Source organism: Solibacillus sp. NPDC093137 (assembly GCF_050280445.1).
Lineage (GTDB): Bacteria > Bacillota > Bacilli > Bacillales_A > Planococcaceae > Solibacillus > Solibacillus isronensis_B.
In genome coordinates this window covers 2,000,326-2,025,573 of sequence record NZ_JBNNVH010000001.1, presented here as the reverse complement: position 1 = coordinate 2,025,573, position 25,248 = coordinate 2,000,326, and the positions used below count along the sequence as shown (strand labels likewise).

Below are 25,248 nucleotides of genomic sequence, written 5' to 3'. Positions count from 1 at the left end.
TATGCGTAAAATTGTTCAAATTTTAAGTGGCATCGTGATGATTATTTGTGCAGGGATTATTATCCGTTATTTTTTTAGCTATGAGAAAGTGGAAAAAGAGCTTGAAAATGCTCAGCAAATTGTCGAACAAAGTGAGCTTGCCGCACTTCAACAGCAAAACGATCATATTATCGGCTGGCTCACACTGGAGGATACCCGTCTTAATAATCCTGTTCTGCAAAGGGATAATAACGAATTTTACTTAACTCATAATTATTCGGACGAGAAAAGTCGCGGCGGGAGCATATTTGCCGATTTTCGAAATGAGGTAATGGAAGACCGGCATACGATTTTTTACGGGCATGTTTTACGCAATGGTACGATGTTCGGAGATTTGCCTAAGTTTAGCGAGCAGGCATATGCAGAAGCCCATCCTGTTTTTTACTATGAAACAAATGACAAGCGCTATGCATTGCATGTGTTTGCCGCCTATGAAACAACGACCGACTTTTATTATATCGAAACACAATTTACAGACTACACGTATACGCAGTTTTTAGAGGAAGTTCAACGACGTTCCGATATAAATTTGCCAGTTCACGTAACGGCTACCGATAAAATCGTTACATTGTCGACATGCACGACATCCCAAAATGACAAAGAGCGTTTCGTCGTTCATGCAAAAGTAGTCGAACTAGAAAATAAGAGGTGAATTATGATGAAAAACAGTAAAAAATTAATGACTGCTTTACTTGCTGTTTCTGTATTGGCAGCATGTGGGCAAAAAGAAGAAGAAAAAATAGCAGAGCCTGTAGAACAGCAGGAAACAACGATTGATGTCAGTGCAGAAGCAGAGCAGTTTAAATCGCTTTCAGCAGGGCAAATGGACAGCTTTGTAACAGATACTGAGCTTTTAGCAAGTGCTATTAAAGAAGGTAAGCTGGAAGACGCACAGAAGCTGTATCCGTTAGTAACGATGTATTATGAAAGACTACAGCCGCTAACTCCGAGTTTCCAGGAGCTTGACGAAAAAATAAACGGTGACATTGTTGAAGGAAAAGAAACGGACACAGCAGGTTTTCAACGTATAGCATATGGATTATTTGCTGAAAAGAAGACAGCAGGTTATGAAAAAATAGCTGATGAACTTGTTGCAAATGTAAAATCACTTCAAGCTGATTTTGCGACAATTGATGTGACGGAAAATAATGTACTTGCTTCAGCTGTAACTATGTTTCAGGATATGACCAATACCAGACTTACTTCACCGAGCATTGCAGGAAATGAAGTATATGCAGTGAAAGCACAAACAGAAGCAGCCGAAGATTTAATGGAAGTTTTTGTACCACGTGTTTCAACTGAAAGTGCGGATGCTGCATCCAAAGCAATTACAGCATTAAATGAAATTGTTGCGTACTACGAAGTGGGAAAGGAAGATTACGTAAACTATACTCTCTTTACGACAAAACAAGAGCAGGAACTCATTACAGCAGTAAAAAATGTCGAAAAGGCATTACAGCAAATGAATGATTCGATTAAATAACGGGATAAACAGACATAAAAATAAGGCGGTTCAAAATTTACATTATGTAAAGTTTGAACCGCTTTTTATATTAAGGATTTTTAATCCAAATGCTCATGCTTTATATATTGTGTGGCTGACTGGGGAATGTCTTTATACGAAATTTCATTGAAAGTAACTAGTGCCTCATCATCAAAAGTGACAGTTAGAATTTCCGTATCTTTATTTTTTACAGGCACAAACCATTTTAATGTAATATTATTTATCTCTTCCACGTGCTGGATTTCGTTAAGTAAGTTATAACTATCTTTCAGCAATGTTGTTTCACTAAGAAATTCTGATGCCCTTAGTGAGACGATAACATTTTGTTTCTCATCAACCGGTATAATTTCGATATTCAGCATTATATTTTCGACAAACTGTTTCAGCACGATTTCAGTCAACATCAGCATAGTGTGAGTTTTTAATTGCTCCTGAGTCATCGATGCTTTTGCTTCAATGATTGTTTCTTCCTGATCGGAATTCTTCATTTTTATAATATATTGTACTGAAACGGCGCAAACAAAAATAAGTAAGGCGATTAACATAGATTTCAGTAATTTATTTAAAATAAGGATAACCTCCTATGAACTTAGCGTCATAATCACTATTATATAGTCATTATGCCACAAAAAAATACTAAAAAGGACTGTCAATTGTGACAGTCCTTTTAAAAATTAAGTATTTTGTTCTTCATTAGGAATAGTAGCAACAAATTCGTCAAAGTATAAAAATGATTCATCCTCAAGTTGTTTAACTTTCTGTTCGTTTAATCCAATAGATAATGGCCCGGAAAAAATCTCGCCCCACCAAGTTTCAGTAATAATCATTTTATATAGCCTCCTTGTACGATTGTTTTACATTACTTATTATGTTCGATTATTAATTTAATTATGAAATTCCCATATGCCTTAATTTATAAACATTTCTTTAAGAATTAAGACAATTTAATCATGAAGCCTCCTTTTTTTAGCAGGATATTTTTAAAACTTTGTAGTAGTTATTACTATAGTTAATATGTGTGAACAGCTATAATTTATGCATACATTTATCTTCATTCAATAAAAATGATTATTTTCCTTAGCCATTGACGAATGAAGCTGGAGTTTTGTATAGGTCACGGATATTAATTTCGGGAAGGATGAAAAAAATGAATTTTACTGCAAATGATGTTGAACAAATGATTGAGAATCAACGCGCTTTTTATTTTACGGGCGCTACAAAAGATGTGGAATTTCGTAAAGAACAGCTTGTAAAATTAAAAGAAACAATAAAAAAATATGAAGAACAAGTAATAGAAGCTTTAGCATTGGATTTAAGAAAAAGCGAGTTTGAAGCATTCACAACTGAAATCGGTATTGTTTATGATAGTATTTCCTATTTTTTAAAAAATATAAATAGCTGGATGGAACCACAGCCTGTCAAAACTCCGCTTCATTTCCAGCCCGCAAAAAGCTATGTTGTACGTGAACCATATGGAGTGACATTAATTATTGGACCATTCAACTATCCATTCCAATTAATTATGGAGCCATTGATCGGGGCGATTATCGGAGGAAATACAGCAATCGTAAAGCCATCGGAATCTGCCGAAAATACAGCATTTATTGTGAAGAAAATTCTGGAAGAAGTATTCTCTCCTGAATATGTACGTGTTGTAGAAGGTGAAAAGGATGAAGTAACAGCATTAATTCACGCATCTTTTGATTATATATTCTTTACGGGAAGTGTGGCGGTTGGAAAGGTTGTTGCAAAAGCAGCAGCAGAACGTCTTACACCGATTGCATTGGAATTGGGTGGAAAGAGTCCGGCAATTGTCGACCAGACAGCAGATTTGGATGTAGCGGCGAAGCGGATTGTATGGGGGAAATTCAATAATACAGGCCAAACATGTGTGGCGCCAGATTATGTTCTTGTCCATACAAGCGTTGCGAAAAAGTTTACGCGACTTCTTAAGAAAGCAATTAAAGAATTTTACGGTGATGATCCACAGCAAAGTCCGGACTACGGGCGTATTATTAATGAACGCCAATTCGACCGTCTACAGACTATTTTAGATAATGAACGGGATACTGTCACATTTGGTGGCCGGACAGACCGTGAAGATTTATATATGGAACCGACCGTGCTGGAAAATATTACGTGGAATAGACCTTCCATGGAAGACGAGCTGTTTGGACCAATTTTACCGGTTATGACATATGAAAATTTACCAAGAGCAATTCATGAAATTCGTCAATTGCCAAAGCCATTAAGTGCCTATTTGTTCTCGGAAAATGAAAAAGCCATCGCATACTTTCTAGAAGAGCTTCCGTTTGGCGGAGGCTGTATAAATGATGTTATTACACATGTCGGCAATACTCATTTACCGTTTGGCGGAGTAGGACCTTCAGGTGTGAAAGCATACCACGGGAAAGCAAGTTTCGAAAACTTCACACACCCGAAATCTATTATGCACCGTTCTAATAAACTGGCAAATAGTTTACTATATCCCCCGTATAAACAAAAAGTAAAGCTTGTTCGAACAATTATGAAATAAGAAAAAAGAAGGCTTTCCCGAACAGTGAAACTCAGGAAAGCCTTCTTCTTCTATTATTCTGTCATGATCGGAAATGTTAATAATATTTCAGTACCGACATGCTGTTTACTTTTAATTTGGATGGTCCCTTGATGATCTTGTACAATTTTATGGATAATCATCATGCCGAGCCCTGTTCCATTTGTTTTCGTCGTATAGAAAGGCTCAAATATCCGATTCAGTACATTTTGTGGAATACCGCATCCAGTATCAATAATCTGGATATAAATATCCTTCTCATCTTTACTTTTGCATACTTGTAATGTAATAGAACCATCTTCAATAATCGCTTCAATCGCGTTTTTAAATAAATTTATAAATACTTGCTTTAGTTGATTTTTATTTCCTAAAATTGTAATGTTCAAAAATTCATTAATAATTTTCAAGGAAATCGCTTTTGAATGGAACTCATATTGAAGAAACTGGACGACTTCCGATAAAGCTTCCGCCAAATTAATTGGGGCATACTGGTTTGCTTGAGGTTTAGATAATACAAGAAACTCCGATAAAATTAACTCGATTCGCTCTGTTTCATTTTGAATGAGCTTTGTATACTCATAGTAAGGTGAATCAGGATCTTCATTCATCATTTGTACATAGCCGGAAATGACCGTCATCGGATTGCGGATTTCATGGGCTACACCCGCAGCAAGCTCGCCGACAAGCTTTAACTTTTCCGATTGTAAAATCAGATTTTCATTTTCTTTAATATAGGATATGTCTCGCGAAATGACAGACGATCCGATAATGTCACCATGCGGACTCAAAATAGGCGACAATGAAATTTGTGCATCAAAAAAAGTGCCGTCTTTTCTCATATCGGTCGTTTCATGCAGACGATATTTTTTTCCGAGCATCAAATCTACTTTCCTTTGCTTTGACTCTTCCTCATTTTCTGGGGGAATGAGCGGTAAAACACGCCCTAATGCTTCCTCCTTAGACCAACCATACAATTTCTCAAATGCAGGATTGACCGCAATAACACGGTCCTCCAAATCGAAGACAGCAATTGCATCATTAGCCTGTTCGAAAAACAAATGTAAGTATGCATGTTTGGAATCCAGATAATATTCACGGTCGATTGCATTTTTCTCAAGCTTTAACCAAATCTGTTTTATTAAAAAGCTTTGACCAATACTCATAATGCAGACAGCAATTAGAAAGCTGAAGAGTAAAAGATGATCTTCAGATTTAAAACTATGATAGGGTATCATTGATAATTTATTTAATATAAAAATTTCAATGAAGACTAGTACTATGTTGATGATGGAAATAATATATGAACGGTAAATTGTTAAAATCGCTATAACCCAGATAAAAGTATAAAACGAAATTATGTTTACATTTTGATAGTTGAATAGGAATACGATTATATGCCATGTACAAATCAAAATAATTTGAAGTACTTTTGGAGGCGTTTTTAAATAATACAAAGCAATGAGTATAATGCAACTTCCAATGCTAATAACTAAAAATGAATAAGGATGCTTGAACAGCTGTGTAACAATGACAGTAGTAAAAATAAGCGTTGAGAAAAAATAAGTAATAACCATAAGCAAATTTCGCTTATTCAGAATTTCATGTTGCTGCATAAAACACCTCGGATAAGTAATATTAACTATAATGATACAGTAATTCATGATGTCGATAAATGGCGAATTTTGATATGATATATATATCGTATAAATAAATTAAATAAGGGAACAAAGTGGAATCTTTATTTTAATATAATTTTAGTTCTTAAATCCTGTATATTGAGTCAATAGCGAGAAAAATGAACTTATGTATTATATGTCCAAAGTCCTTATGTTGCAAACATGTTTATTTATACGGAAACATTACAGTTAATGAAAAGCGTGGAAATTTCATTCTATGCACAGTATGATGATTAGTACATAGAAGAAAATTATCATTCGCAATTATATTGCAATTGTGGGGGAAAGAATTATGTATGCAGAAGAACTTTTAAGTACACTGATGCAAAAAAAAGTTGTAGGTCAATTACCGAAACTGATTACCGATATTGCGATTGACTCGCGCAGTGTACAGCCAAACAGTTTATTTATTTGTATAAAAGGTTTTACGGTGGACGGGCATGACTATGCTCAAAAGGCAGTTGATGCAGGTGCAACTGTAATCGTTACGGAACGTCTATTACAATTAGATGGAGAAATTGCACAAATAATCGTAAAAAATACGACTCGTACACTTGGAATTTTAGCGGCAAAGTTTTTTGATTATCCATCGAAGGATATTATGATGATTGGAGTAACAGGTACAAACGGGAAAACAAGTGTATCTGGAATTATCCACAATATATTAATCGGACTTGGCGAAAAATCGGCATTGTCGGGAACAATCGGCTTCAATTTAAATGGAGTGCTATATGAATCGGCAAATACGACAAGTGATTCATTAAATACACAACAGATGATTTTCCGTGCTAAAAGCGAGGGCTGCCGTGCAATGGTGATGGAGGTTTCGTCACATGGTTTAGCGTTAGGCCGTTTAGCAGGTGTTGATTATGATGTGGCGGTATTTACGAATTTAACGCATGACCATTTAGATTTCCACGGTACGATGGAAAATTACGGCAACACAAAAGGTTTGCTGTTTTCTCAACTTGGACAAGACTTGGAGAAGAACAAGCATGTCGTTTTAAATGCTGATGATCCATGGTCTGAGCGCTATGCGGAAATGACACCATATCCAATTTGGACTTATGGATTGCATAATAATGCGATTTTCCGTGCAGCAAACTGCAATTATGAAAATGGAATGACGCAATTTGATATGGAAACACCGGAGGGTACATTCCCGGTATCAATGCATTTACTAGGAGAATTCAATATTTACAATGTCCTTGCAGCAACAGCCGTATTTTATGCTCGCGGTTTCCCGATTGATGTCATTATTGAACAAATTGAAATGCTGCCGCCGGTGAAAGGGCGTATGGAGAAAGTAGATTCAGATTTACCGATTCAAATGTTCATCGACTATGCACATACACCTGATGCAATTGAAAAGGCGATCAATGCGGCAATGCCATATAAAAAACCGGAAAATAAATTGATTTTCCTTGTTGGTACAGGTGGCGGACGCGATAAAACGAAACGTCCGACGATGGCAGAAAAAGCATCTGTTGCAGATTATGTTGTCCTGACGACGGATGATCCGCGCTATGAGGAATTTGACAGTATTACCGGTGATTTGGCGAAAGGTATGAAACATAAAAATTATGCCTGTATCGGTGACCGTGCGGAAGCTGTTAGACATGCAGTAAGCGTCGCAAATTCTGGTGATATTATTATTTTCGCAGGAAAAGGTCATGAGGATTACCAAATTATCGAAAATACGAAATATCCGCATAGTGATGCGAAAATTGCGATTGAAGCTGGAAAGTTAAAATTTGTATAGATTATGCAATAATTTTTTCAAATCCACCGTGTTAACGTAAAAGCGTTAGCGGTGGATTTTTTTGGAGGTGACAAAGATGATCCATTCATTTTTACTTAGTATGATTGCATATTGCACTGTGAGCTTTCCGATTTATTGCATATTACGAATGTTCTATATAAAAAATAAAACAAAAAATGCGAGGCGTGAATTGGTGATGCTCGTATTCTTCTTTTACAGTGTCAGTATTTTTTCACAAACGATTATCCCTAATTTCCAAATCTCGAATGGACAGATCATTTTTGATACTTCGACCGCATATGTGCGCAGCAATTTTACCCCATTACAAACAATTTCGCTGTATTATGACCAATTGAATGGACCATTGGCAAATATCGCATTTTATAATTTGGCAGGCAATATTGTCCTGTTTATTCCTTTTGGGTTCTTTATTCCGCTATTATGGAAAAAGTACAGAGGATGGCGCATCATGCATATCGTTGCATTTGCCATCCCATTATTTATTGAAGGGACACAATATTTTATTGGTCGTAGTATTGATGTCGATGATGTATTATTAAATGCAATCGCCATTGTAATGGGCTTTATGCTCTTCAAAATATTTCGGAGATTACGTAAAATGAGCACGCCAAAGTAAAAAAGGTTGTAACAAATGACTGTTGTCTTTTAAAATAAGAAAGTATGAAAAAAGGAGACGAAATTAATGACTTTAGAACAAGATATATTATCGCGTCGTACATTCGCCATCATCAGTCACCCGGATGCTGGTAAAACGACGATTACAGAAAAACTACTATTATTCGGTGGTGCGATTCGTGACGCAGGAACAGTAAAAGGAAAGAAGTCAGGAAAGTTTGCGACATCTGACTGGATGGAAATCGAGAAACAACGTGGGATTTCGGTTACCTCTTCTGTTATGCAGTTCGATTATTCAGGCTGCCGTGTAAACATTCTGGATACACCTGGACACCAAGACTTCTCGGAAGATACGTACCGTACGTTAATGGCTGTAGACTCGGCTGTCATGGTAGTCGATGCGGCTAAAGGGATTGAGGCCCAAACATTAAAGCTATTCAAAGTTTGTAAAATGCGCGGTATTCCGATTTTTACTTTTATCAACAAATTGGACCGTCAAGGTAAAGAGCCACTAGAGCTTATTGAAGAATTGGAAGAAGTGCTTGGTATTAATGCATATCCAATGAACTGGCCGATCGGTATGGGGAAAGAGTTCCTAGGAATTTACGATCGTTACAACAAACGTATCGAGCAATTCCGTGTAGAAGAAGGCGACCGCTACTTACCACTTGATGAAGTAGGGCATTTAGCCATTGATAACGATATGAAAAAAACATCGTATTATTCACAGGCTATTGACGATATCGAACTTCTGAATGAAGCTGGCAATGAGTATTCGGAAGATAAAATTGCACGTGGTGAATTGACACCGGTATTCTTCGGTTCGGCATTAACGAACTTCGGTGTTCAAACATTCCTTGATACGTATTTAAAATTTGCACCGATTCCTCAGCCTCGTATTACGGAAGAGGAGCAATTTATCGATCCTGTAGACCATGGCGAATTTTCTGGTTTCATTTTTAAAATTCAAGCGAATATGAACCCGGCACACCGCGACCGTATTGCATTCGTGCGTATTGTATCGGGTAAATTTGAGCGTGGTATGAACATGACACTTTCACGTACAGGTAAATCTTTCAAAGTGACACAGTCAACACAATTCCTTGCAGATGATCGTGAAACAGTAAATGAAGCGGTTGCAGGTGACATTATCGGTCTTTATGATACAGGTACGTATCAAATTGGGGATACAGTAGTCGGCGGTAAGAAAACATTCAACTTTGAAAAATTACCTCAATTCACACCTGAAATTTTCATGAAAGTTTCGGCGAAAAACGTAATGAAAGGGAAGCAATTCCAAAAAGGCGTTCTGCAATTAGTTCAAGAAGGCGCAATTCAGTACTTCAAAACTCTGCATACTGAAGAAGTAATCCTTGGTGCGGTTGGTCAATTACAGTTTGAAGTATTCCAGCACCGAATGATTAACGAATACAATGTAGATGTAATTATGCAGCCCATTGGCAGCAAGATTGCACGTTGGATTGAAAACGAAGAAGATGTGAAAGATTCAATGCATTCTCAACGTTCTATGCTTGTTAAAGACCGTTTCGATAATAGAGTATTCTTATTCGAAAACGAATTTGCGATGCGCTGGTTCTCTGAGAAAAACGAAAATATTCATTTATACAGCTTGTTATAATCTGATATTTATAAGCCCCGGCGATTTTCTGTGAAGGAAAATCGCCGGGGTTTATTGTGCTTTAATATATAGTGATAGTAGATACCGAAAATTTATCAGAAATTTCCGATTTAAATGTAGAAAGTAAAGAGTGAAAAGGAGAATGTTTTACGTTGAAAGTGGAACGATTCACCCCGAATGTGGAACAAAAGCTTGAGAAAAGAGAACCGAGGCCGGATATTAGAATACTTGCGATATAAAGTAGAACGCCAGCCTTTAAAAGAAGAATATTTCAGGTGAAAAGTAGAACGATTCACCTGAAAAGTAGAACTCCTCCCCGGCCTCAGCTCGCTGATATTCACTCACTCTCCCGCATCTATACGGTAAGCCCGGTCGAATTTATATTTCCCGTCCTCATATGTCCGCTCAAGAAAATCAATCTCCCCTTTATTGTGGAAAACAATGGCTGTTGAGCAGCGAGTGCCGTAATTAGGAAGTTTTACAAATTGAGCGGATAAAGACCGTTCCAGATGGATACCTACACCAGTATTTGGCAATACTTCATCTTGTGCGATTTCGTCATTTGCCAATAGCGAAATTAAGGTATTCACTTCGATTGCCTCGTTTTCAAATGTATTTTCCAGTACACTCTTTGCCGAATTTACTTTTGGCCATGGTGTATTGATAGTAGCATTACTTACACCGTGAATTCCGCTTTCTACAATGCGGTGTTCATCGTAAATATTATTGTAATGATGCATATCTTCGCCGTCATAAAGCAAAACATTGAAGCCGCCGTACAAATCTCTTTTTGAACGGAGTGACTGGATAAATGAGTCTGTCGATTCCGTAGAAGTTAAAAATAACCGTACAATTTCTCCACGTGACAATTGGCCGGTTTCAGGAAGACGCGGATCACGGTAATTTGTGATGGCAGCAAAACGACCATTTTTCGACACACCCATCCAACTTCCTTGTTGTCGTAAATCTCGTCCAGCTAATATATCAGGTTCATCTCCCCAAAAATGGGCGGCTGCTGTCGGACGGTCATAAAATTCGTCACGATTTGCAACGATGATGAGTGGATATGATGGATGGACTTTATAGGAAAATGCAATTAAACACATAAATGGACCCCCGTAGCTAATGTAGTAGGCATGACCATCCAGCAAAAAAAATCACTGAATTTTACAATAAAAACTGCTAAAACCGTGCCTACCTTGTATGATTTTTTGTAACATTTTGCTGTAGTAACGTAAGTTTTTGTCAAATGATAAAAGGGAAAAAGATAGCTCTACACGAATTTTAATTAATATAAAGACAAAATGAAAGGACTTTCCACCGATGAATATAAGCAAGTTTTCTATAAAACGCCCGGTTTTTACAATTGTTTCAATGATTTTCGTGCTAATACTCGGCGCAGTTTCATTATTTAAAATACCAGTTACGTTAATACCCGATTTAAATCCGCCGATTGGAGTTGTTGTGACAAGCTATCCGGGTGCAAGTCCGATAGAAGTAAACGAAAAAGTGACAAAGCCGCTTGAAGCTTCTCTGGCGACATTACCGGGGATTAAACGAGTGCAGTCGACATCGCTGGAAAGCTCCAACTTGATTATATTGGAATTTGATTGGTCAACGAATATGGATGATGTTCAAACGGATATCTTACAGCGTATTGATCTTGTCCCACTTCCTGAAGATGCAGGAAGGCCAAGTTTTTTGAAGTTTGATCCATCGCAATTTCCGATTATTCAATTGGCATTGTCTGCAGAAAGTGAAGAAGTCGATATCCGACAAATCGCCGAATCACTTGAACAGGAATTGCAACGTACTGAAGGGGTAGCCAGTGTAACCGTCTCTGGTGAAATAGTAGAAGAAGTACAGATTGAGCTTGATGCGCAGAAGCTTGAGCAAAATAATTTAACGCAAAATGATGTTATACAAATTATCCAGGCGAGTAATATTTCAATGCCGGGTGCAGAGCTAAGTACAAAAGAGAATCAGTTGTTAACGACTCGAGTAGTCAGCTTGTTTACAAGTCCGGAAGAAATAGCAAATGTTGTGCTTTCTGTCAATCCATTAACAGGTGAAGAAATAAAAGTTCAGGATATAGCAAACGTAGAACGAAAAGAGCAGGAAACGAACACAATTACAAGGGCCAATAACCAGCAGGCTGTACTCATTTCGGTTTTGCAGGAGTCTGGAGCAAATACTGCAGATGTTTCCGAAACTTTTCAGAAGGAGCTTGGACAATTATTAGATGAACCCCAATATGATGGAATCGAAGCGACCATTTTATTTGACCAGGGGGACTATGTACGCTTGGCGATTGGTAATATTAGCTCCTCGCTTATTTTTGGCGGGCTGTTTGCAATGCTTGTGTTATTCGTCTTTTTATCCGGAATAAAAAGTCCGCTTATTATTGGGATCGCGATTCCTTTTTCGGTCATTGTAACTTTTGTGCTAATGTTCTTTGCGGACTTTTCTTTAAACATTATGACACTGGGTGCCCTTGCACTTGGAATCGGGATGCTAGTGGATAATGCTATCGTTGTAATAGAAAATATTGAGCGCCATCTAGAGTTTGGGGAGAATCCTAAAGATGCGGCAGTCAATGGAGCTAAGGAAGTGGCTTTGGCAATTACCGCTTCTACTGTCACGACGATTGCGGTTTTTGTCCCGGTCATTTTTATAAGCGGGTTAATCGGTCAAATATTTTTAGAGTTCGCGTTAACGATTTCATTTAGTTTGATTGCTTCACTATTTGTGGCATTAACAGTTGTTCCGATGCTAGCCAGCCGTTTCTTACGTACAAAACCTTTAATTGTAGTGAAGAAGCGTCAGGAATCTTGGCTGTATCAAAATTATTCGAAAGCACTAAAATGGAGTTTAAAGAGACGGGCCCTTATTTTAACAATCACAATCGTCTTGGTAGGTATATCTGGATTTACATTATATAAAACAGGTACTGAGTTTTTGCCGCCCACAGATGAAGGGTTTGTGTCCTTGTCTGTCGAGCTTCCAAACAGTGCAACTGTTGAGAAAACAGAACAAATTGTTTCGGAAATTGAAGAGATGGCGAAACAGTATGAAGAAGTTGATGTAGTGGTCAGTTTAATTGGAGGAAATCAGCAATCTTTATCCCGAGGTACTAGTGAACAAAATGAAGGGGAGATTTCAGTCAAGCTTGTTGAATTATCAGAACGAGATCGCTCCATTTTTGAGTTTGTTGAACAGTTTGAAAAACAAGTACAGCAGGAAATCGGAGAGCGTGCAGAAGTGACGTTTTCATTGTCATCTTCTTCTGGATCAACACCGAACTCTTTAACATTTCGTGTGACAGACAGCAATGAGCCTCAGCTGAAAAAAACGGTCGCTTCTATTCAGCAACGTGTTGCACAGATTGATTCAGTTATTGAGGTAACCACTGATTTGGATGAAGTGAAAGAGGAAATTCAAATTGAAGTAAATCGTGATGATGCACTTCAATATGGGTTAATGCCCGCACAAATCGCACAAACCATCAATATGATGACACGAGGCGCATTTACAACACAGATCATAGCCGAAGATGGTGAAGTACTTGGAGTATACACTGGTTTCGGAAAGGCGTACCGTGAAGATGTAGAAGCACTTAAAACGATGAAGCTTCGAACAAATGCCGGGGTATTTGTCGAACTGCAACAGCTGGCATCGGTCGAAATAAAAGAAACCCAAACCGCTATTCGGAGATCGGATCAGGCATCGGCCGTTGCAGTTTTTGTAAAATACAATACGTCCGAATCCCTTAGCGGCATTTCCCGAAAAGTGGATGAAGCGATTGAAGAAGACGGCATTCCTGCAACATCGAAAGTTGTTTTTGGCGGTGACCGAGAACTATTCGACAGTGCAAAACAAGATATGATTTTGGCTATTCTGCTGGCGGTCATTCTTATTTATTTAGTTATGTGCGCTCAATTCGAATCATTTAAGCTGCCGTTTGTTATGATATTCAGCGTTCCGCTAATGATTATCGGTGTCGCTGTTTCATTGTTTGTAACAAATACATTGCTCGGTGTCACAGCTATTATCGGAATCCTTATATTAGTAGGGATTGTCGTGAATAATGGCATTGTTCTCATTGACTATATTAATCAAAAACGACAGCTCGGATTAAATATCTACGATGCTATTATTATTGGCGCGCAGGATCGCATGAGACCGATTTTAATGACGGCTCTGACGACTATTTTAGGGTTGGTGCCATTAGCGTTGGGAATTGGCGAAGGGACAGAAATGAATCAGCCAATGGCGGTTGTCGTTATTGGAGGGTTGATGAGTTCAACAATTTTAACGTTATTTATCGTACCAATCATTTACAGCCTGATTGAAAAGGAAGCAAAAAAATAGACTGAAAAGAAATATTTACCGCGCGTTAATGTAAAATTTTGATGAATTATAGAAGAATCGTTTGATTTTTCGGGACATTATCGGTAAAATAGCAATATAAGAATTGAATTGAATATCCAATTGACATTTGTCAAAGGGGAGTAGCTATAAGAGATTTAAATAGCAGCCTATCGTTTTAGATAAGCGCTATATTTAAATGTACTTACTTCACATTCGTCATTACATGGTTAGGAGCCATCGGGTGTGATAGCATTATGTGCTTAGCAAGACCTTTGCCTATTTACATAGGCAGAGGTCTTTTCTTTTTTGGCAAAAAGGATATTTTTTCAAATTTATATTATTAACACCTAATTTATTGGGTACAAGTAAATAATAAGGAGGAGAAATTTTCATGGAAGCAATTTTATTAGAATACGCATGGGTCTTACTTGTATTAGTATTCCTTGAAGGGCTGTTAGCTGCAGATAATGCAGTGGTAATGGCAGTAATGGTTAAACATTTACCGAAAGAACAACAGAAAAAGGCATTATTTTACGGGTTATTCGGAGCGTTTGTATTCCGGTTCATCGCATTGTTCCTTATTACGTTCTTAGCGAAATACTGGGAAATTCAGGCGCTTGGTGCAGCGTATCTATTATTCATATCCATAAAACATCTATACGATAATCACTTTAAAAAGCAGGATGAGGAATCGGATATCAAAGAAGGTAAAGGCTCTGGCTTCTGGATGACTGTATTGAAAGTAGAGCTTGCGGACATTGCATTTGCGATTGACTCAATGCTTGCAGCAGTAGCTATTGCCATGACATTACCGCATATTAGTGATTACCACATTGGCGGGATCAATGCCGGTCCATTTGCTGTTATGTTCCTTGGTGGTTTTATAGGGCTTGTTATTATGCGTTTTGCTGCGCAAATGTTTGTTAAGCTGTTAAACGACTATCCGACATTGGAAACAGCGGCCTTCTTAATTGTAGGCTGGGTAGGTGTGAAATTGGCTGTATTGGCGTTAGGACATGAGAACTTGGCCATTATCGACCCGCACTTCCCGCATTCGACATTGTGGAAATCCATTTTCTGGGTCGTGCTCCTTGGACTTGCTGTAGGCGGATATATTGTAAGTGTGTACAAAAACAAAAAAGCAAAAGCGGAATAACAAAAGATTTAGGAGATACTTCAACTATTAGAAGTATCTTCTTTTCATTTTCAAGGTTATTAATTATACTAGTAAAAATGTAATTAATTATCGGAGGCCAATCTATGCCTTTAAAAAAGTTCGAAAGTCGGAAAATTACGCCTTTCCAAATTTTAATCACTTATTATTCTGTTGCCATTTTAGTTTCCTTTTTACTGCTGCGTCTTCCAGGGGTTCATTTGGAAGGGGTACACGTATCGTTTCTGGATAGTCTGTTTACAGCGGTCAGTGCAGTTAGTGTAACAGGTTTAACAACAGTTACTGTTGCAGAAACCTACAGTAGCTTTGGACTTGCTATGATTTTGCTGATCCTGCAATTTGGTGCAATCGGGATTATGTCCATAGGTACGTTTTTATGGCTGTTGTTTGGGAAGAAAATCGGTATGCGTGAACGTCAGCTCATCATGATTGACCATAATCAGTATAATTTATCGGGTGTTGTTGCATTAATTCGTCAAATTACCAAGCTGCTCTTTATGATTGAATTTACCGGTGCCTTTATATTAACGGTTCATTTTAAGCGTTATTTTGCGACATGGGAAGAGGCGTCGATCAATGGATTGTTTGCAGCTATTTCTGCGACAACAAATGGAGGCTTTGACATTACCGGAATGAGTTTGCAGCCGTTTCACCACGATTATTTCATCCAATTTGTTTGTATGATTTTAATTTTCCTGGGAGCAATCGGTTTTCCTGTATTAATTGAAGTGAAGGCCTATTTAACGAAGAAGGATCCGGCATTTCGCTTTAGCTTATTTACAAAGGTTACGACATTCACGTATGTTGCCTTGTTTATTTTCGGTTCAGTTGTTATTTTTATTATTGAATCCTTCCAGTCATTTAAAGGGATGCGATGGCATGAGGCGGCGTTTACGGCCATGTTTCAATCGGTTTCCACTAGATCGGCCGGTTTAACGACCTTTGACGTAACATCGTTTAACGAAGCGACACAGCTCTTTATGAGTGCGCTAATGTTTATCGGAGCGTCACCAAGTTCTGTTGGAGGCGGAATCCGCACAACGACATTTGCGATTGTCATTTTGTTTTTAATCGCATTTTCCCGCGGGCAGTCAGAGATTCAAATTTTTAACCGGGAAATTCATGTAATCGATGTATACCGTTCGTTTGCGGTGCTGATTTTTGCGATTATAATGGTGCTCGGCGCTGCAATGGTATTGTTTATTACAGAATCCCGCGCAACGATGATGGAAGTTATATTTGAAATTACTTCAGCGTTCGGAACTTGCGGGATGTCGCTCGGTATAACTGGGGACTTAACGGCATTCGGGAAAATGGTCATTATGGTGCTCATGTTTGTAGGGCGTGTAGGACTCATTTCTTTCCTGTATTCAATCGGCGGGTCTGCACAGAAGAAGAAGTACCATTACCCGAAGGAACGAATCATTATCGGGTAAGTATTTTAAAACAATACGTAAAAACGTCCATTTCCTTTGAGGGAATGGGCGTTCTTTTTAAGCGCAGCTATTTTTCATGCAATGTGAGAATCATCAGTCTGTAAATAGTAAAAACTCCGATATAGGCACCGGAAATTAAAAAGAGTTCATTTAAAAATAAACCATGGATTTTTGTCATAAATACAGCATCATCAATAATGATCTGATAAATGGAAGTAGATGCAATACTGCCGAAAATGATGACAAAAATAACAGCGAGTATATTGAAAACAAGAGCGGACTTACTAATCTTCTTTCTTAGAACAACCATAATAAGCGGAACAACAATGCTTGAAATAACTAAAAAGATTTTCAAAAAATAGCACTCCTTTCTTCTTATTTGAATTATGCCCTCTTTTTTGGGGTATAAAACGAGTAGGCTGCTGCAGCTCTGTTTAACCAGTCCGGCGGAATAGATAATAGCCGAATGGTTAATTTATAGGATGGAGGTGATCTATATGGAGAAAAAGAAAGGGAATGACCGTCAAAACATGAAAGAAGAGGTTGGGCCAGAATTAAACCCGGATGATTTGGATCTTCGTGAAGACAATGATTTAACAGAAGAACAATCTAATAATAGTCCGGAAAAAAAGCAGACGGATTCTAAATCGAATAAAAAATAAGTTTTCAGTTCATAAAAAACGCTGCACACTCTTTATTAGGAGTTTGCAGCGTTTTTGAATTAATTAAATGTGCTGAAGTAAGGCTGTTGTCCATTGCGGAAATAGGTGAATAAATAGCTCGTTTTCTTTTGTGGTGCACCGACTTCGTAGTTTTGTAAATCGATGTGGAACGGAATAATTAAAGAGTGCTTGAATAATTCGCGTTCAGTAATCTGCATTGCTTCAAATTCTTCACCTACTAGAGAAGGGTTTTCTTTGATACGTGCATAGACATCTTTCATCTCTACTTCAGAAAGGCGATCATTCCACCAAAGTTTACGCGGCTGGAACTGCTGACCTTGCAGGAAGTCGTACTTCATTAAGCTTGTAATCACTTCTAAGTCGGCATGCTCGACTGTTTGAAGGAACTCGAGTAAACGGCGGAATAAATCTTCAAGCTGATGGCCGATACGTGACCAGCCTTTTGTTTCCCAGTATGTGCCGAAGCTTTGGAAGAAGTCGAATGGCGTTTCGAATACTTCTGTCACTAAATATTCAATTGTATTGTCCATACGATGTGCATTCCAATACTTTTCCAGTACGTCTTCCGCATGTTTAATACGGACAATATCATCAAAAGTTAATACATTATTTGAGAAAATTTCATATGGCGAAATATCAACATATGTGTAACCGTACTTTTCGGCTTCCAATCGTAAGCCTGTCCCGCGAAGCAGTTTCAGGAAGCCAAGTTGCAGCTCTTCTGGGCGCATCGCAAAGACATCGTTAAATGTTTTACGGAATGATGCATAATCCTCTTCAGGCAATCCGGCAATTAAGTCCAGATGCTGATCGATTTTCCCGCCTTCTTTTACCATTGTGACAGTACGAGTAAGCTTCTCGAAGTTTTGACGACGTTTTACAAGGTCGTTCGTTAAGTCATTAGTTGACTGGACACCGATTTCAAAACGGAACAGCCCTTTAGGTGCATTGTCATTTAAAAATTGGATGACTTCAGGACGCATAATGTCCGCCGTGATTTCGAATTGGAATACGACACCTGGCTGATGTTCATCAATTAAAAACTGGAACATTTCCATCGCGTAGCTGCGACTAATATTAAAGGTACGGTCTACGAATTTAATCGTTTTTGCCCCGTTATTCATTAAGTAGCGAATATCTTCTTTAATCTTCTCGCGGTTGAAATAACGAACCCCTACTTCAATAGAAGATAAACAGAATTGACAGCTAAACGGACAGCCACGACTCGTTTCGATATATTGAATCCGCTTCCCTACATGAGGTAAATCTTCTTCAAATCGGAAAGGGGAGGCAATTTCTCGTAAATCGATTTTCGGTGGCTGTGCATGGATTTTTAATTTGCCTTCTTCTAAATAGCAAATACCCGGCACTTTTTCAAGTGGAATCTCACCATTGAAGTGGCGAAGCATTTCTTTAAATGAGACTTCACCTTCACCCATAATGATATAGTCAATTTCTTCATGTTTGCGAATCCATTCATGGACATCATAGGAAACTTCCGGACCGCCTAATACAATTTTGACATTCGGTAATACCGTTTTTAGCATACGGATTACTGCAATCGTCTCATTAATATTCCAAATATAACAGCTGAATCCGACAACATCCGGTTTCTTTTGGAAAAGGTCGGATACAATGTTGAAAGCCGGGTCTTTAATTGTATATTCAGCAAGCTCACAGTCGAATTCAGGCAGTGCAGCTGCTTTTAAATAGCGTATCGCTAAATTAGTATGAATATATTTTGCGTTGAGTGTACTTAATATAATTTTCATAATTTTATTCTCCTCTTCATAAAGTCTATTGTAGCAGTGTAAAGAGATACAAACAATATGGGAGAATATGCCCATTTTATTCCAAATAGTAATGTGAAATAATATACGGTAAGTATACAATTCTGAAAATTCTATAATATTTGAAATTGGGGGGTAATATGTGTAGTGGAAGGCCAATTGAATTATATGTTAAAAGAGCTTTTTCAACAATCCAATGAAAAAATCATTATATTGAACCGCCAAGGTAAAATTGAATTTATGAATAGTAAGGCGGAAGAAATATTGCAATCTGTTCATTTACCAGCGCGCTTTTGGGAAAGTGCGGATAAACTTAGTGGTGAGTGGGAGCGATTTATAAGTTCTGTAAATGAAAATTCAACATCTACTGCTACTTTTACATTAATAAATAAATACCATCAAAAAATACCGGTACAAGTTTGGGGTCATTATCTAGAGCATAAACAACTAATCTTTACTCGATTAAATGTAAACCCTTCTAATGTCATTTCATTTGAAGAAAAGAGCAACACACTTATGTTTCAAAATTTAATAGATGGAATGGCACAAGGTGTAATATTGACGATGTTGAACGGAAAGATTATATCAGGTAATGCAATGGCATTACATTTACTTGATCGAAAAGCAGCTCAAATAGAAAATAGAAGCTATGACTATCTATTTGAAGATTGCCAGTACGATTCCCAAGTCATCACTCAATATTATAAGAAGATTTCAAACAGGGAAATGGCCAGTATTTTTGTTATGAGAAAAACTGAAGATGGAAATACAGTCTATCTGAATTTTATTAGCAAAGTAGATGAAAATTTAGGAATATTAGTCACAACAATTATTGATCAAACAGAAGAGATGATGCTGTTAAAAAGAATTGAGCATCAGCAATCTTTATCGTTTATTGGTCAAAATATTGCATCGATTGCCCATGAAATACGGAACCCAATGACATCAATCCAAGGTTTTATTCAGATGATTAAAAGCAGCTTAAATGAGCAGGAATATCCTTACTTTAAAATTCTCGAATCCGAATTGAAGCGGATGGATGATTTGCTTGGAGACCTTCTGAATATTTCTAAACCAAAGAAACAAGTATTACAAATGGTTGATGTGAAGGAAGTTGTAGACCAGTCAATTCAGCGTATGCAGCCTCTAGCATTGAAAACAAATGCTATGATTTTATTTGAATATGACGAAAAAGTAGAATATCGGATTAATGGGGACTTTAATCGCCTGATGCAAATGATTATGAACTTGCTGAAAAATGCAATCGAAGCTATGGATACGAATAATTACATTGTCGTACGTTTACTTTACCGAGGCAAAAATACGCTTCAGCTATCAGTTGAGGATAGTGGAAAAGGGATGAATGCGGTCGATATTGAAAATGCGTTAAATCCTTTTTATACGACAAAAGAAACAGGATCTGGTTTGGGATTAATGCTTGTACAAGCTGTCATTAAAGAGCATAATGGGACTCTCCACATTGAAAGTGAGCAAGGTGCAGGATCTAAGTTTTTAATTGATTTTGATTTGCGAAATGAAATTGAATATTTAAATTCTTCTCCTTCTTATTCAATGAGAGTGGCTAGAATGGCGGCAATTTCGAAGTGATTTTGACAAAACTTCCAATCCATCGCTATAATATGTACATCTTCAGTTAGCAGATTTCGCAAACAATAGCTGAAATCTGAAGAATTCATTGTAAGAGCACTGCTTCCAACTGAGTACCTATCTCAACGTTGGCCATGCTTCTTGCAGATGTCACAGATTATTAAAGGGAATTTAAAGAGGAAGTTTGCCTATAGTTGTCGCATTACGGACAACAGCTGACAGTCCCATCCAGTGGGTCTCCTTAAATTCTACGCAATTGCGCACAGCGTAATTGATTATTTAAAATAGAGGATGGTTTTTATGGCTTCAGAGGAAGTAAAGCAATCGTTAAAATTATTTATCGTTTTATCAAGAGCGCATAAAGCGATAAGTGAAGCTACGAATCAATTTATACAAGCAAATGGTTTGAATCCAACAGAATTCGCGGTTTTAGAACTTTTATATCATAAAGGTCGTCAGCCCCTGCAGCAAATCGGGAACAAAATTTTATTAGCGAGCGGATCGATTACTTACGTAGTTGATAAGTTGGAAAAACGGAATTTTTTAGCACGTGTTTCGTGTCCAACCGATCGTCGCGTCACATACGCGGAAATTACCGATCCTGGTTCCGAGTTTATGGACAAGCTGTTTCCTCAGCATGAACAGAAAATTCATGAACTTTTAGGAGCGTTATCGGTTGAAGAAAAACAGACGGCAATTGAGCTATTAAAAAAATTAGGATTATCTATCAAAGACTTATCCTATTAAACAAGAAAAGGACGCCCCTAATTTACGGGCGTCCTTTTTGGGGATTATTGAATTGTTAAGCCCATTTGTAAAAAGGCGTCTGTTAAGTCCGCTTGGACATTATCGTAAATTGTTAACGTAACAAACAAGTTTTCACGTTCAATTACAACTTTTACAACCTTTTCATCCTCTAATAAAGCTTCATATCCAACAATATTTAAAATTTCCTCACGTTCTGACAAAGTTGAAGCTAAATCCAGATCTTTCGTGCTTTCAGGTGCAATGGCAGAAATTGTTTCTTTTGCAGATTCCTTTAACTGATCAAAAGTTACATCTTCTTTTTTTACAACTTCAATCTGCATTGACGTAGCTTCATCAGCATTATTTAATAAACTATCGACACCTGGCTCTTCTGAAGTAAGTGTATAGTTTTCTAAATGCTGAATCGTGTAATTCATTTCATCACTTGTTGAAGTTACTACTTTTTCTTCAAACGGCTGGCCATTTGAAATGTAAGTCAATGTAGTATTATCAGCTTTATCTTCTTGTTCAGCTTTTGTTTCTTCTGATGTCTCAGTAGCTTCTTCTTTTTGGTCTGAAGAAGAGTCATCCGATTCGATTGTCTCGTCCGTCTCGTTTGTTTCTTGCTGTTCTTCGTTTTGCACTTGTTCTGTTTCGGTAGGTTCTTCTTTTGCTGCATTTGATGTTGTAGGCTCGTCTGTATCCGTATTACAAGCTGCCAAAATTGCAGATAAAATAACTACGGCCCCGACTTGATAAATTTTTTTCTTCATATGGATCCCCCTTTTACATGTATAGACGGAATTTAGAAAGATAAGTTTCTGCTTTAATTGTATCAGAATAATGGTAAAACTAAAAATAATAGTAAAACAAAGACAATATGGGTAACGATAATTAATGGTAAACTTTTTTTCCATTCATATAAAGCTCCCCAAAGCATACCAGCGATAATAGCTGCAAGAGCACCTGGAAGGAACCCGCTAATAGCTAGAGACAGTGAAAATAACATTGAAGTGATTACGACAGCCCAGAAAGGCGATGTGAATTGTTTTAATTGCTGCTGAACATAGCCTCGCCAGAACATTTCTTCCCCAACGGCTACGATAAAAATTAGCATTAAGTAATGGAAAATATTTTGAGGACCATATACATCCAAAAATTTCGTTATATCCTTTGCTGCGCTTTTATCGAGATAAGGCATTAATATATAACCGAGTTTTACAATACCATACGTAATTGTCCCGTACCCAATACCGTAAATCAAATATTGCCATGTTGGGATTCGGTCTTCAAATTTACCTGCCACTAAGCTGATTGCAATTCCAACTAGTAATGTAAAGGCATATAAATACCAAAAAATCGATTTTTCATAAAATGTAAAAAACATCATGCTGAAAATAAAAACTAATGCCAGAAGGAGTGTAATGATTTGTTTTCGGTTTTTCAATTGCTTCAACCTCCCCTTACGTATCGTAACAAAAATTACCCTTTTTATCATCATCTCAATGTTAAAAAGGGTAATTTGCATTAAATTATTCGTTATTAGCTAATATTTTATACCGTTTGTGATTAACAACTGTTTTTTCTTCCATTTCTAAATCATGAAAATTATCCATAATCGTTATATCAACGATAACGGAATTCTCATTCACTTTTTCAACGACTCCTTTTAAGCCGTCTTTAAACTCGATTATATTTCCAACTTCCGCAATTTTCATACACAGTCAGTCCCTTCATCGACTACTAATTAACAGTTTGCTTGAAATTATACTACAAAATTCAATTAGTTTGAATAATTTTATTAATTTACTAGGGTTTATTTGGAATATATTTTCGATTAAGAGTCTGATATATTGGGTTTATACATATAAAAATGGAAAGAGGGATCCATATGACAGACTATAAAAGTATTATCGATCAGTTGCGTAATGGTGAATTACAATCTGTAATTATAAAAAAAGAGGAATTTCTTCAGTTTCGCGAACATCTTATTAAAGATGAACAATTTAAAAACTTCCGTGGTGAGGCGAAACAAGGTGGGGATGTAGTTTATACATTTTCCGAAAATTCAAGAGCATAACAAGTGTCGAATTTTGAAAATAGATTATTTTGTAAGAAGATTACAAAATGGGTATAATAATGGCAAATGACAAAAAGGAGGAAATAAATTGGGTAGACCTATCTCGAATGAGGCACTACTTTTGGCAATTGAAGAAAAGCGTAAACAAATGATTCAATCAGGTTTAGAAAATGGTTTACGAAGTGACAAAACGCTCCAGCTAAGCGTCCAAGTAGACAATCTAATGAATGCTTTTAATCAATCGAGAAGTGCACATCTGTTTTATAAACATTAAATTAAAAATATTTATAAAGTTTATGTTTAAAACAGTGATGAGAAGGGAAGAGTAATTTTGAACACAGCAACATTCTCATTTCCCCCTTTAGAGTAGAAGCGGACCAACGCTACTGCTCTCTTTTTTTATATATGCACGAATATCTAATTTATTCATACAATCCTTTAAATACTTCTGACAAAAACTCTCAAAATGATGAACGCATCCATGTATAAAATTATCCTAATTAGTAAAGATGAATATATTTGATTTTGAATTATTGAAATACACTGACATTGAAGTTCTCTCTGATTTTGTTAAAATAAAAGAAAATACTAAAGGGGCATACATATGGAATCAAAAAAAATAGGGTTTATCGGTACTGGTGTAATGGGGGCAAGCATTGTCATGCATTTGCTGAATGCGGGTCATGAAGTGACAATTTTTACAAGAACAAAAAGCAAAGCTGCAGATCTTCTTGCTGCTGGCGCGAAATGGGCGGAAACACCGGCAGAAGCAAGTAAAGAGCAGGAGATTATCTTTACCATGGTTGGTTATCCAAAAGATGTAGAAGAAGTTTATATTGGTGAGAACGGTATTTTCTCTGCTGCAAAACAAGGGGCGATTGTCATTGATATGACGACATCCGAACCGACGCTTGCAAAAAAACTTTATCACGAAGCTAGCGAACGTGGAATGCATAGCCTTGATGCCCCCGTATCAGGAGGAGACGTTGGTGCAAAAAATGGTACATTATCGCTTATGGTGGGTGGCGACAAAGATGTATTTGAAAAACTGCAGCCGATTTTCGAACTGTTTGGACAAAATATTGTTTACCAAGGTGTTGCAGGCAGCGGGCAACATACGAAAATGTGCAATCAGATTGCGATCGCATCCGGCATGATTGGTGTGTGTGAATCAATGGCCTACGGATTAAAAGCAGGACTAACGATGGAAGAAGTTCTTCGTTCGATAACAGCAGGGGCAGCAGGATCATGGTCTCTATCCAATCTTGCCCCGCGTATGTTGAAGGGGAATCTAGAGCCGGGCTTTTACATTAAACATATTATTAAAGATATGAAGATTGCGCTTGATGAAGCAGAGCGCATGAATCTCCAATTACCAGGCTTAACCTTGGCGAAATCTATGTACGATCATTTACTTGCAGAAGGCTATGGGGACAATGGGACACAAGCATTAATCAAGTATTATGAATGAGTACAAAGGGCATAATAATAGATAGTAGTTAAATAGTTCTTATGATACAATGGGGTTATTGTAAGCGTGGCAGTTTGG

At 37.4% G+C, this 25,248-nt stretch carries 23 protein-coding genes and 1 pseudogene; 15 read left to right on the top strand and 9 right to left on the bottom strand.

All coding sequences use genetic code 11. The features are described from left to right. The first annotated feature begins 1 nt into the window (after position 1). Positions 2-691, top strand: a complete 690-nt coding sequence (srtB, locus tag ACQKN3_RS10300) for a class B sortase (protein ID WP_427711156.1) — start codon at positions 2-4, stop codon at positions 689-691. A 6-nt stretch (positions 692-697) separates the two neighbouring features. Continuing rightward, positions 698-1,522 carry an imelysin family protein gene (locus tag ACQKN3_RS10295; RefSeq protein WP_427711154.1) on the top strand — a complete coding sequence of 275 codons (825 nt, stop codon included), beginning with the start codon at positions 698-700 and terminating at the stop codon, positions 1,520-1,522. A gap of 80 nt (positions 1,523-1,602) precedes the next feature. On the opposite strand, the gene ACQKN3_RS10290 is transcribed toward ACQKN3_RS10295, so the two are convergent. Together ACQKN3_RS10290 and ACQKN3_RS10285 are read right to left on the bottom strand one after the other, a co-directional pair. Then, entirely contained in the window at positions 1,603-2,031 is a 429-nt protein-coding gene (locus tag ACQKN3_RS10290) for a hypothetical protein (RefSeq protein WP_251689660.1), read from the bottom strand. A 186-nt stretch (positions 2,032-2,217) separates the two neighbouring features. Then, positions 2,218-2,370, bottom strand: coding sequence for a hypothetical protein (locus tag ACQKN3_RS10285; protein ID WP_008403534.1), 153 nt, complete (start codon positions 2,368-2,370; stop codon positions 2,218-2,220). Positions 2,371-2,690: 320 nt separating this feature from the next. Between ACQKN3_RS10285 and ACQKN3_RS10280 the strand changes: the two genes are divergently transcribed. Beyond that, a complete protein-coding gene (locus ACQKN3_RS10280; protein ID WP_251689658.1) occupies positions 2,691-4,079 on the top strand; it encodes an aldehyde dehydrogenase in 1,389 nt (462 codons plus the stop codon). Between the two features lie 53 nt (positions 4,080-4,132). Here ACQKN3_RS10280 and ACQKN3_RS10275 read toward each other — a convergent pair whose 3' ends face one another. Next, the gene (locus tag ACQKN3_RS10275) at positions 4,133-5,710 is read right to left on the bottom strand and encodes a two-component system sensor histidine kinase NtrB (protein ID WP_427711151.1); all 1,578 of its coding nucleotides are present in this window, start codon (positions 5,708-5,710) and stop codon (positions 4,133-4,135) included. A gap of 355 nt (positions 5,711-6,065) precedes the next feature. Between ACQKN3_RS10275 and ACQKN3_RS10270 the strand changes: the two genes are divergently transcribed. The 3 genes from ACQKN3_RS10270 to ACQKN3_RS10260 all read left to right on the top strand — a co-directional run bounded on the left by ACQKN3_RS10270 (position 6,066) and on the right by ACQKN3_RS10260 (position 9,810). Continuing rightward, the gene (locus ACQKN3_RS10270; RefSeq protein ID WP_427711149.1) at positions 6,066-7,535 is read left to right on the top strand and encodes a UDP-N-acetylmuramoyl-L-alanyl-D-glutamate--2,6-diaminopimelate ligase; all 1,470 of its coding nucleotides are present in this window, start codon (positions 6,066-6,068) and stop codon (positions 7,533-7,535) included. A 76-nt stretch (positions 7,536-7,611) separates the two neighbouring features. After that, positions 7,612-8,172: a VanZ family protein gene (locus ACQKN3_RS10265; RefSeq protein WP_427711147.1), complete on the top strand. Its 561-nt coding sequence runs from the start codon at positions 7,612-7,614 to the stop codon at positions 8,170-8,172. 66 nt (positions 8,173-8,238) lie between these two features. Further along, positions 8,239-9,810: a peptide chain release factor 3 gene (locus ACQKN3_RS10260; protein ID WP_427711145.1), complete on the top strand. Its 1,572-nt coding sequence runs from the start codon at positions 8,239-8,241 to the stop codon at positions 9,808-9,810. A gap of 452 nt (positions 9,811-10,262) precedes the next feature. On the opposite strand, the pseudogene ACQKN3_RS10255 reads toward ACQKN3_RS10260, so the two are convergent. Then, positions 10,263-10,916: pseudogene (locus ACQKN3_RS10255) on the bottom strand (NRDE family protein); the annotation flags it as partial. Positions 10,917-11,133: 217 nt separating this feature from the next. Here ACQKN3_RS10255 and ACQKN3_RS10250 point away from each other — a divergent pair. From ACQKN3_RS10250 to ACQKN3_RS10240, 3 genes are all read left to right on the top strand, one after another. Then, complete coding sequence (locus ACQKN3_RS10250) at positions 11,134-14,181, top strand: efflux RND transporter permease subunit (protein ID WP_427711143.1); 3,048 nt, start codon at positions 11,134-11,136, stop codon at positions 14,179-14,181. Positions 14,182-14,572: 391 nt separating this feature from the next. Then, positions 14,573-15,337 carry a TerC family protein gene (locus ACQKN3_RS10245; protein WP_251689646.1) on the top strand — a complete coding sequence of 255 codons (765 nt, stop codon included), beginning with the start codon at positions 14,573-14,575 and terminating at the stop codon, positions 15,335-15,337. A gap of 104 nt (positions 15,338-15,441) precedes the next feature. After that, positions 15,442-16,791 carry a TrkH family potassium uptake protein gene (locus ACQKN3_RS10240; protein ID WP_251689644.1) on the top strand — a complete coding sequence of 450 codons (1,350 nt, stop codon included), beginning with the start codon at positions 15,442-15,444 and terminating at the stop codon, positions 16,789-16,791. Between the two features lie 67 nt (positions 16,792-16,858). Here ACQKN3_RS10240 and ACQKN3_RS10235 read toward each other — a convergent pair whose 3' ends face one another. Further along, a complete protein-coding gene (locus ACQKN3_RS10235) occupies positions 16,859-17,146 on the bottom strand; it encodes a transposase (protein WP_427711140.1) in 288 nt (95 codons plus the stop codon). 142 nt (positions 17,147-17,288) lie between these two features. Here ACQKN3_RS10235 and ACQKN3_RS10230 point away from each other — a divergent pair, with 142 nt between their 5' ends. Next, positions 17,289-17,453, top strand: coding sequence for a hypothetical protein (locus ACQKN3_RS10230; protein ID WP_427711138.1), 165 nt, complete (start codon positions 17,289-17,291; stop codon positions 17,451-17,453). A 59-nt stretch (positions 17,454-17,512) separates the two neighbouring features. Here the strand turns inward: ACQKN3_RS10230 and ACQKN3_RS10225 are convergent, their stop codons facing one another. Further along, positions 17,513-19,246, bottom strand: a complete 1,734-nt coding sequence (locus tag ACQKN3_RS10225; RefSeq protein ID WP_427711136.1) for a B12-binding domain-containing radical SAM protein — start codon at positions 19,244-19,246, stop codon at positions 17,513-17,515. 165 nt (positions 19,247-19,411) lie between these two features. Between ACQKN3_RS10225 and ACQKN3_RS10220 the strand changes: the two genes are divergently transcribed. Both ACQKN3_RS10220 and ACQKN3_RS10215 read left to right on the top strand, forming a co-directional pair. Then, a complete protein-coding gene (locus tag ACQKN3_RS10220) occupies positions 19,412-20,872 on the top strand; it encodes an ATP-binding protein (RefSeq protein WP_427711134.1) in 1,461 nt (486 codons plus the stop codon). 300 nt (positions 20,873-21,172) lie between these two features. After that, positions 21,173-21,619 carry a MarR family winged helix-turn-helix transcriptional regulator gene (locus tag ACQKN3_RS10215; RefSeq protein ID WP_251689634.1) on the top strand — a complete coding sequence of 149 codons (447 nt, stop codon included), beginning with the start codon at positions 21,173-21,175 and terminating at the stop codon, positions 21,617-21,619. Positions 21,620-21,663: 44 nt separating this feature from the next. Here ACQKN3_RS10215 and ACQKN3_RS10210 read toward each other — a convergent pair whose 3' ends face one another. The 3 genes from ACQKN3_RS10210 to ACQKN3_RS10200 form a co-directional block, all read right to left on the bottom strand. Beyond that, on the bottom strand, positions 21,664-22,392 hold the full coding sequence (locus tag ACQKN3_RS10210; protein ID WP_427711132.1) for a chemotaxis protein: 729 nt from the start codon (positions 22,390-22,392) through the stop codon (positions 21,664-21,666). A gap of 62 nt (positions 22,393-22,454) precedes the next feature. Next, positions 22,455-23,066, bottom strand: a complete 612-nt coding sequence (locus ACQKN3_RS10205) for a CPBP family intramembrane glutamic endopeptidase (RefSeq protein ID WP_251689630.1) — start codon at positions 23,064-23,066, stop codon at positions 22,455-22,457. Positions 23,067-23,151: 85 nt separating this feature from the next. Continuing rightward, positions 23,152-23,337, bottom strand: coding sequence for a YkvS family protein (locus tag ACQKN3_RS10200; RefSeq protein ID WP_008403508.1), 186 nt, complete (start codon positions 23,335-23,337; stop codon positions 23,152-23,154). A 173-nt stretch (positions 23,338-23,510) separates the two neighbouring features. Between ACQKN3_RS10200 and ACQKN3_RS10195 the strand changes: the two genes are divergently transcribed. The 3 genes from ACQKN3_RS10195 to ACQKN3_RS10185 all read left to right on the top strand — a co-directional run bounded on the left by ACQKN3_RS10195 (position 23,511) and on the right by ACQKN3_RS10185 (position 25,170). Next, the gene (locus ACQKN3_RS10195) at positions 23,511-23,699 is read left to right on the top strand and encodes a hypothetical protein (RefSeq protein ID WP_427711129.1); all 189 of its coding nucleotides are present in this window, start codon (positions 23,511-23,513) and stop codon (positions 23,697-23,699) included. An 88-nt stretch (positions 23,700-23,787) separates the two neighbouring features. Next, entirely contained in the window at positions 23,788-23,973 is a 186-nt protein-coding gene (locus tag ACQKN3_RS10190; protein WP_251689626.1) for an aspartyl-phosphate phosphatase Spo0E family protein, read from the top strand. 330 nt (positions 23,974-24,303) lie between these two features. Next, on the top strand, positions 24,304-25,170 hold the full coding sequence (locus ACQKN3_RS10185) for an NAD(P)-dependent oxidoreductase (RefSeq protein WP_427711127.1): 867 nt from the start codon (positions 24,304-24,306) through the stop codon (positions 25,168-25,170). Positions 25,171-25,248: the final 78 nt, after the last annotated feature.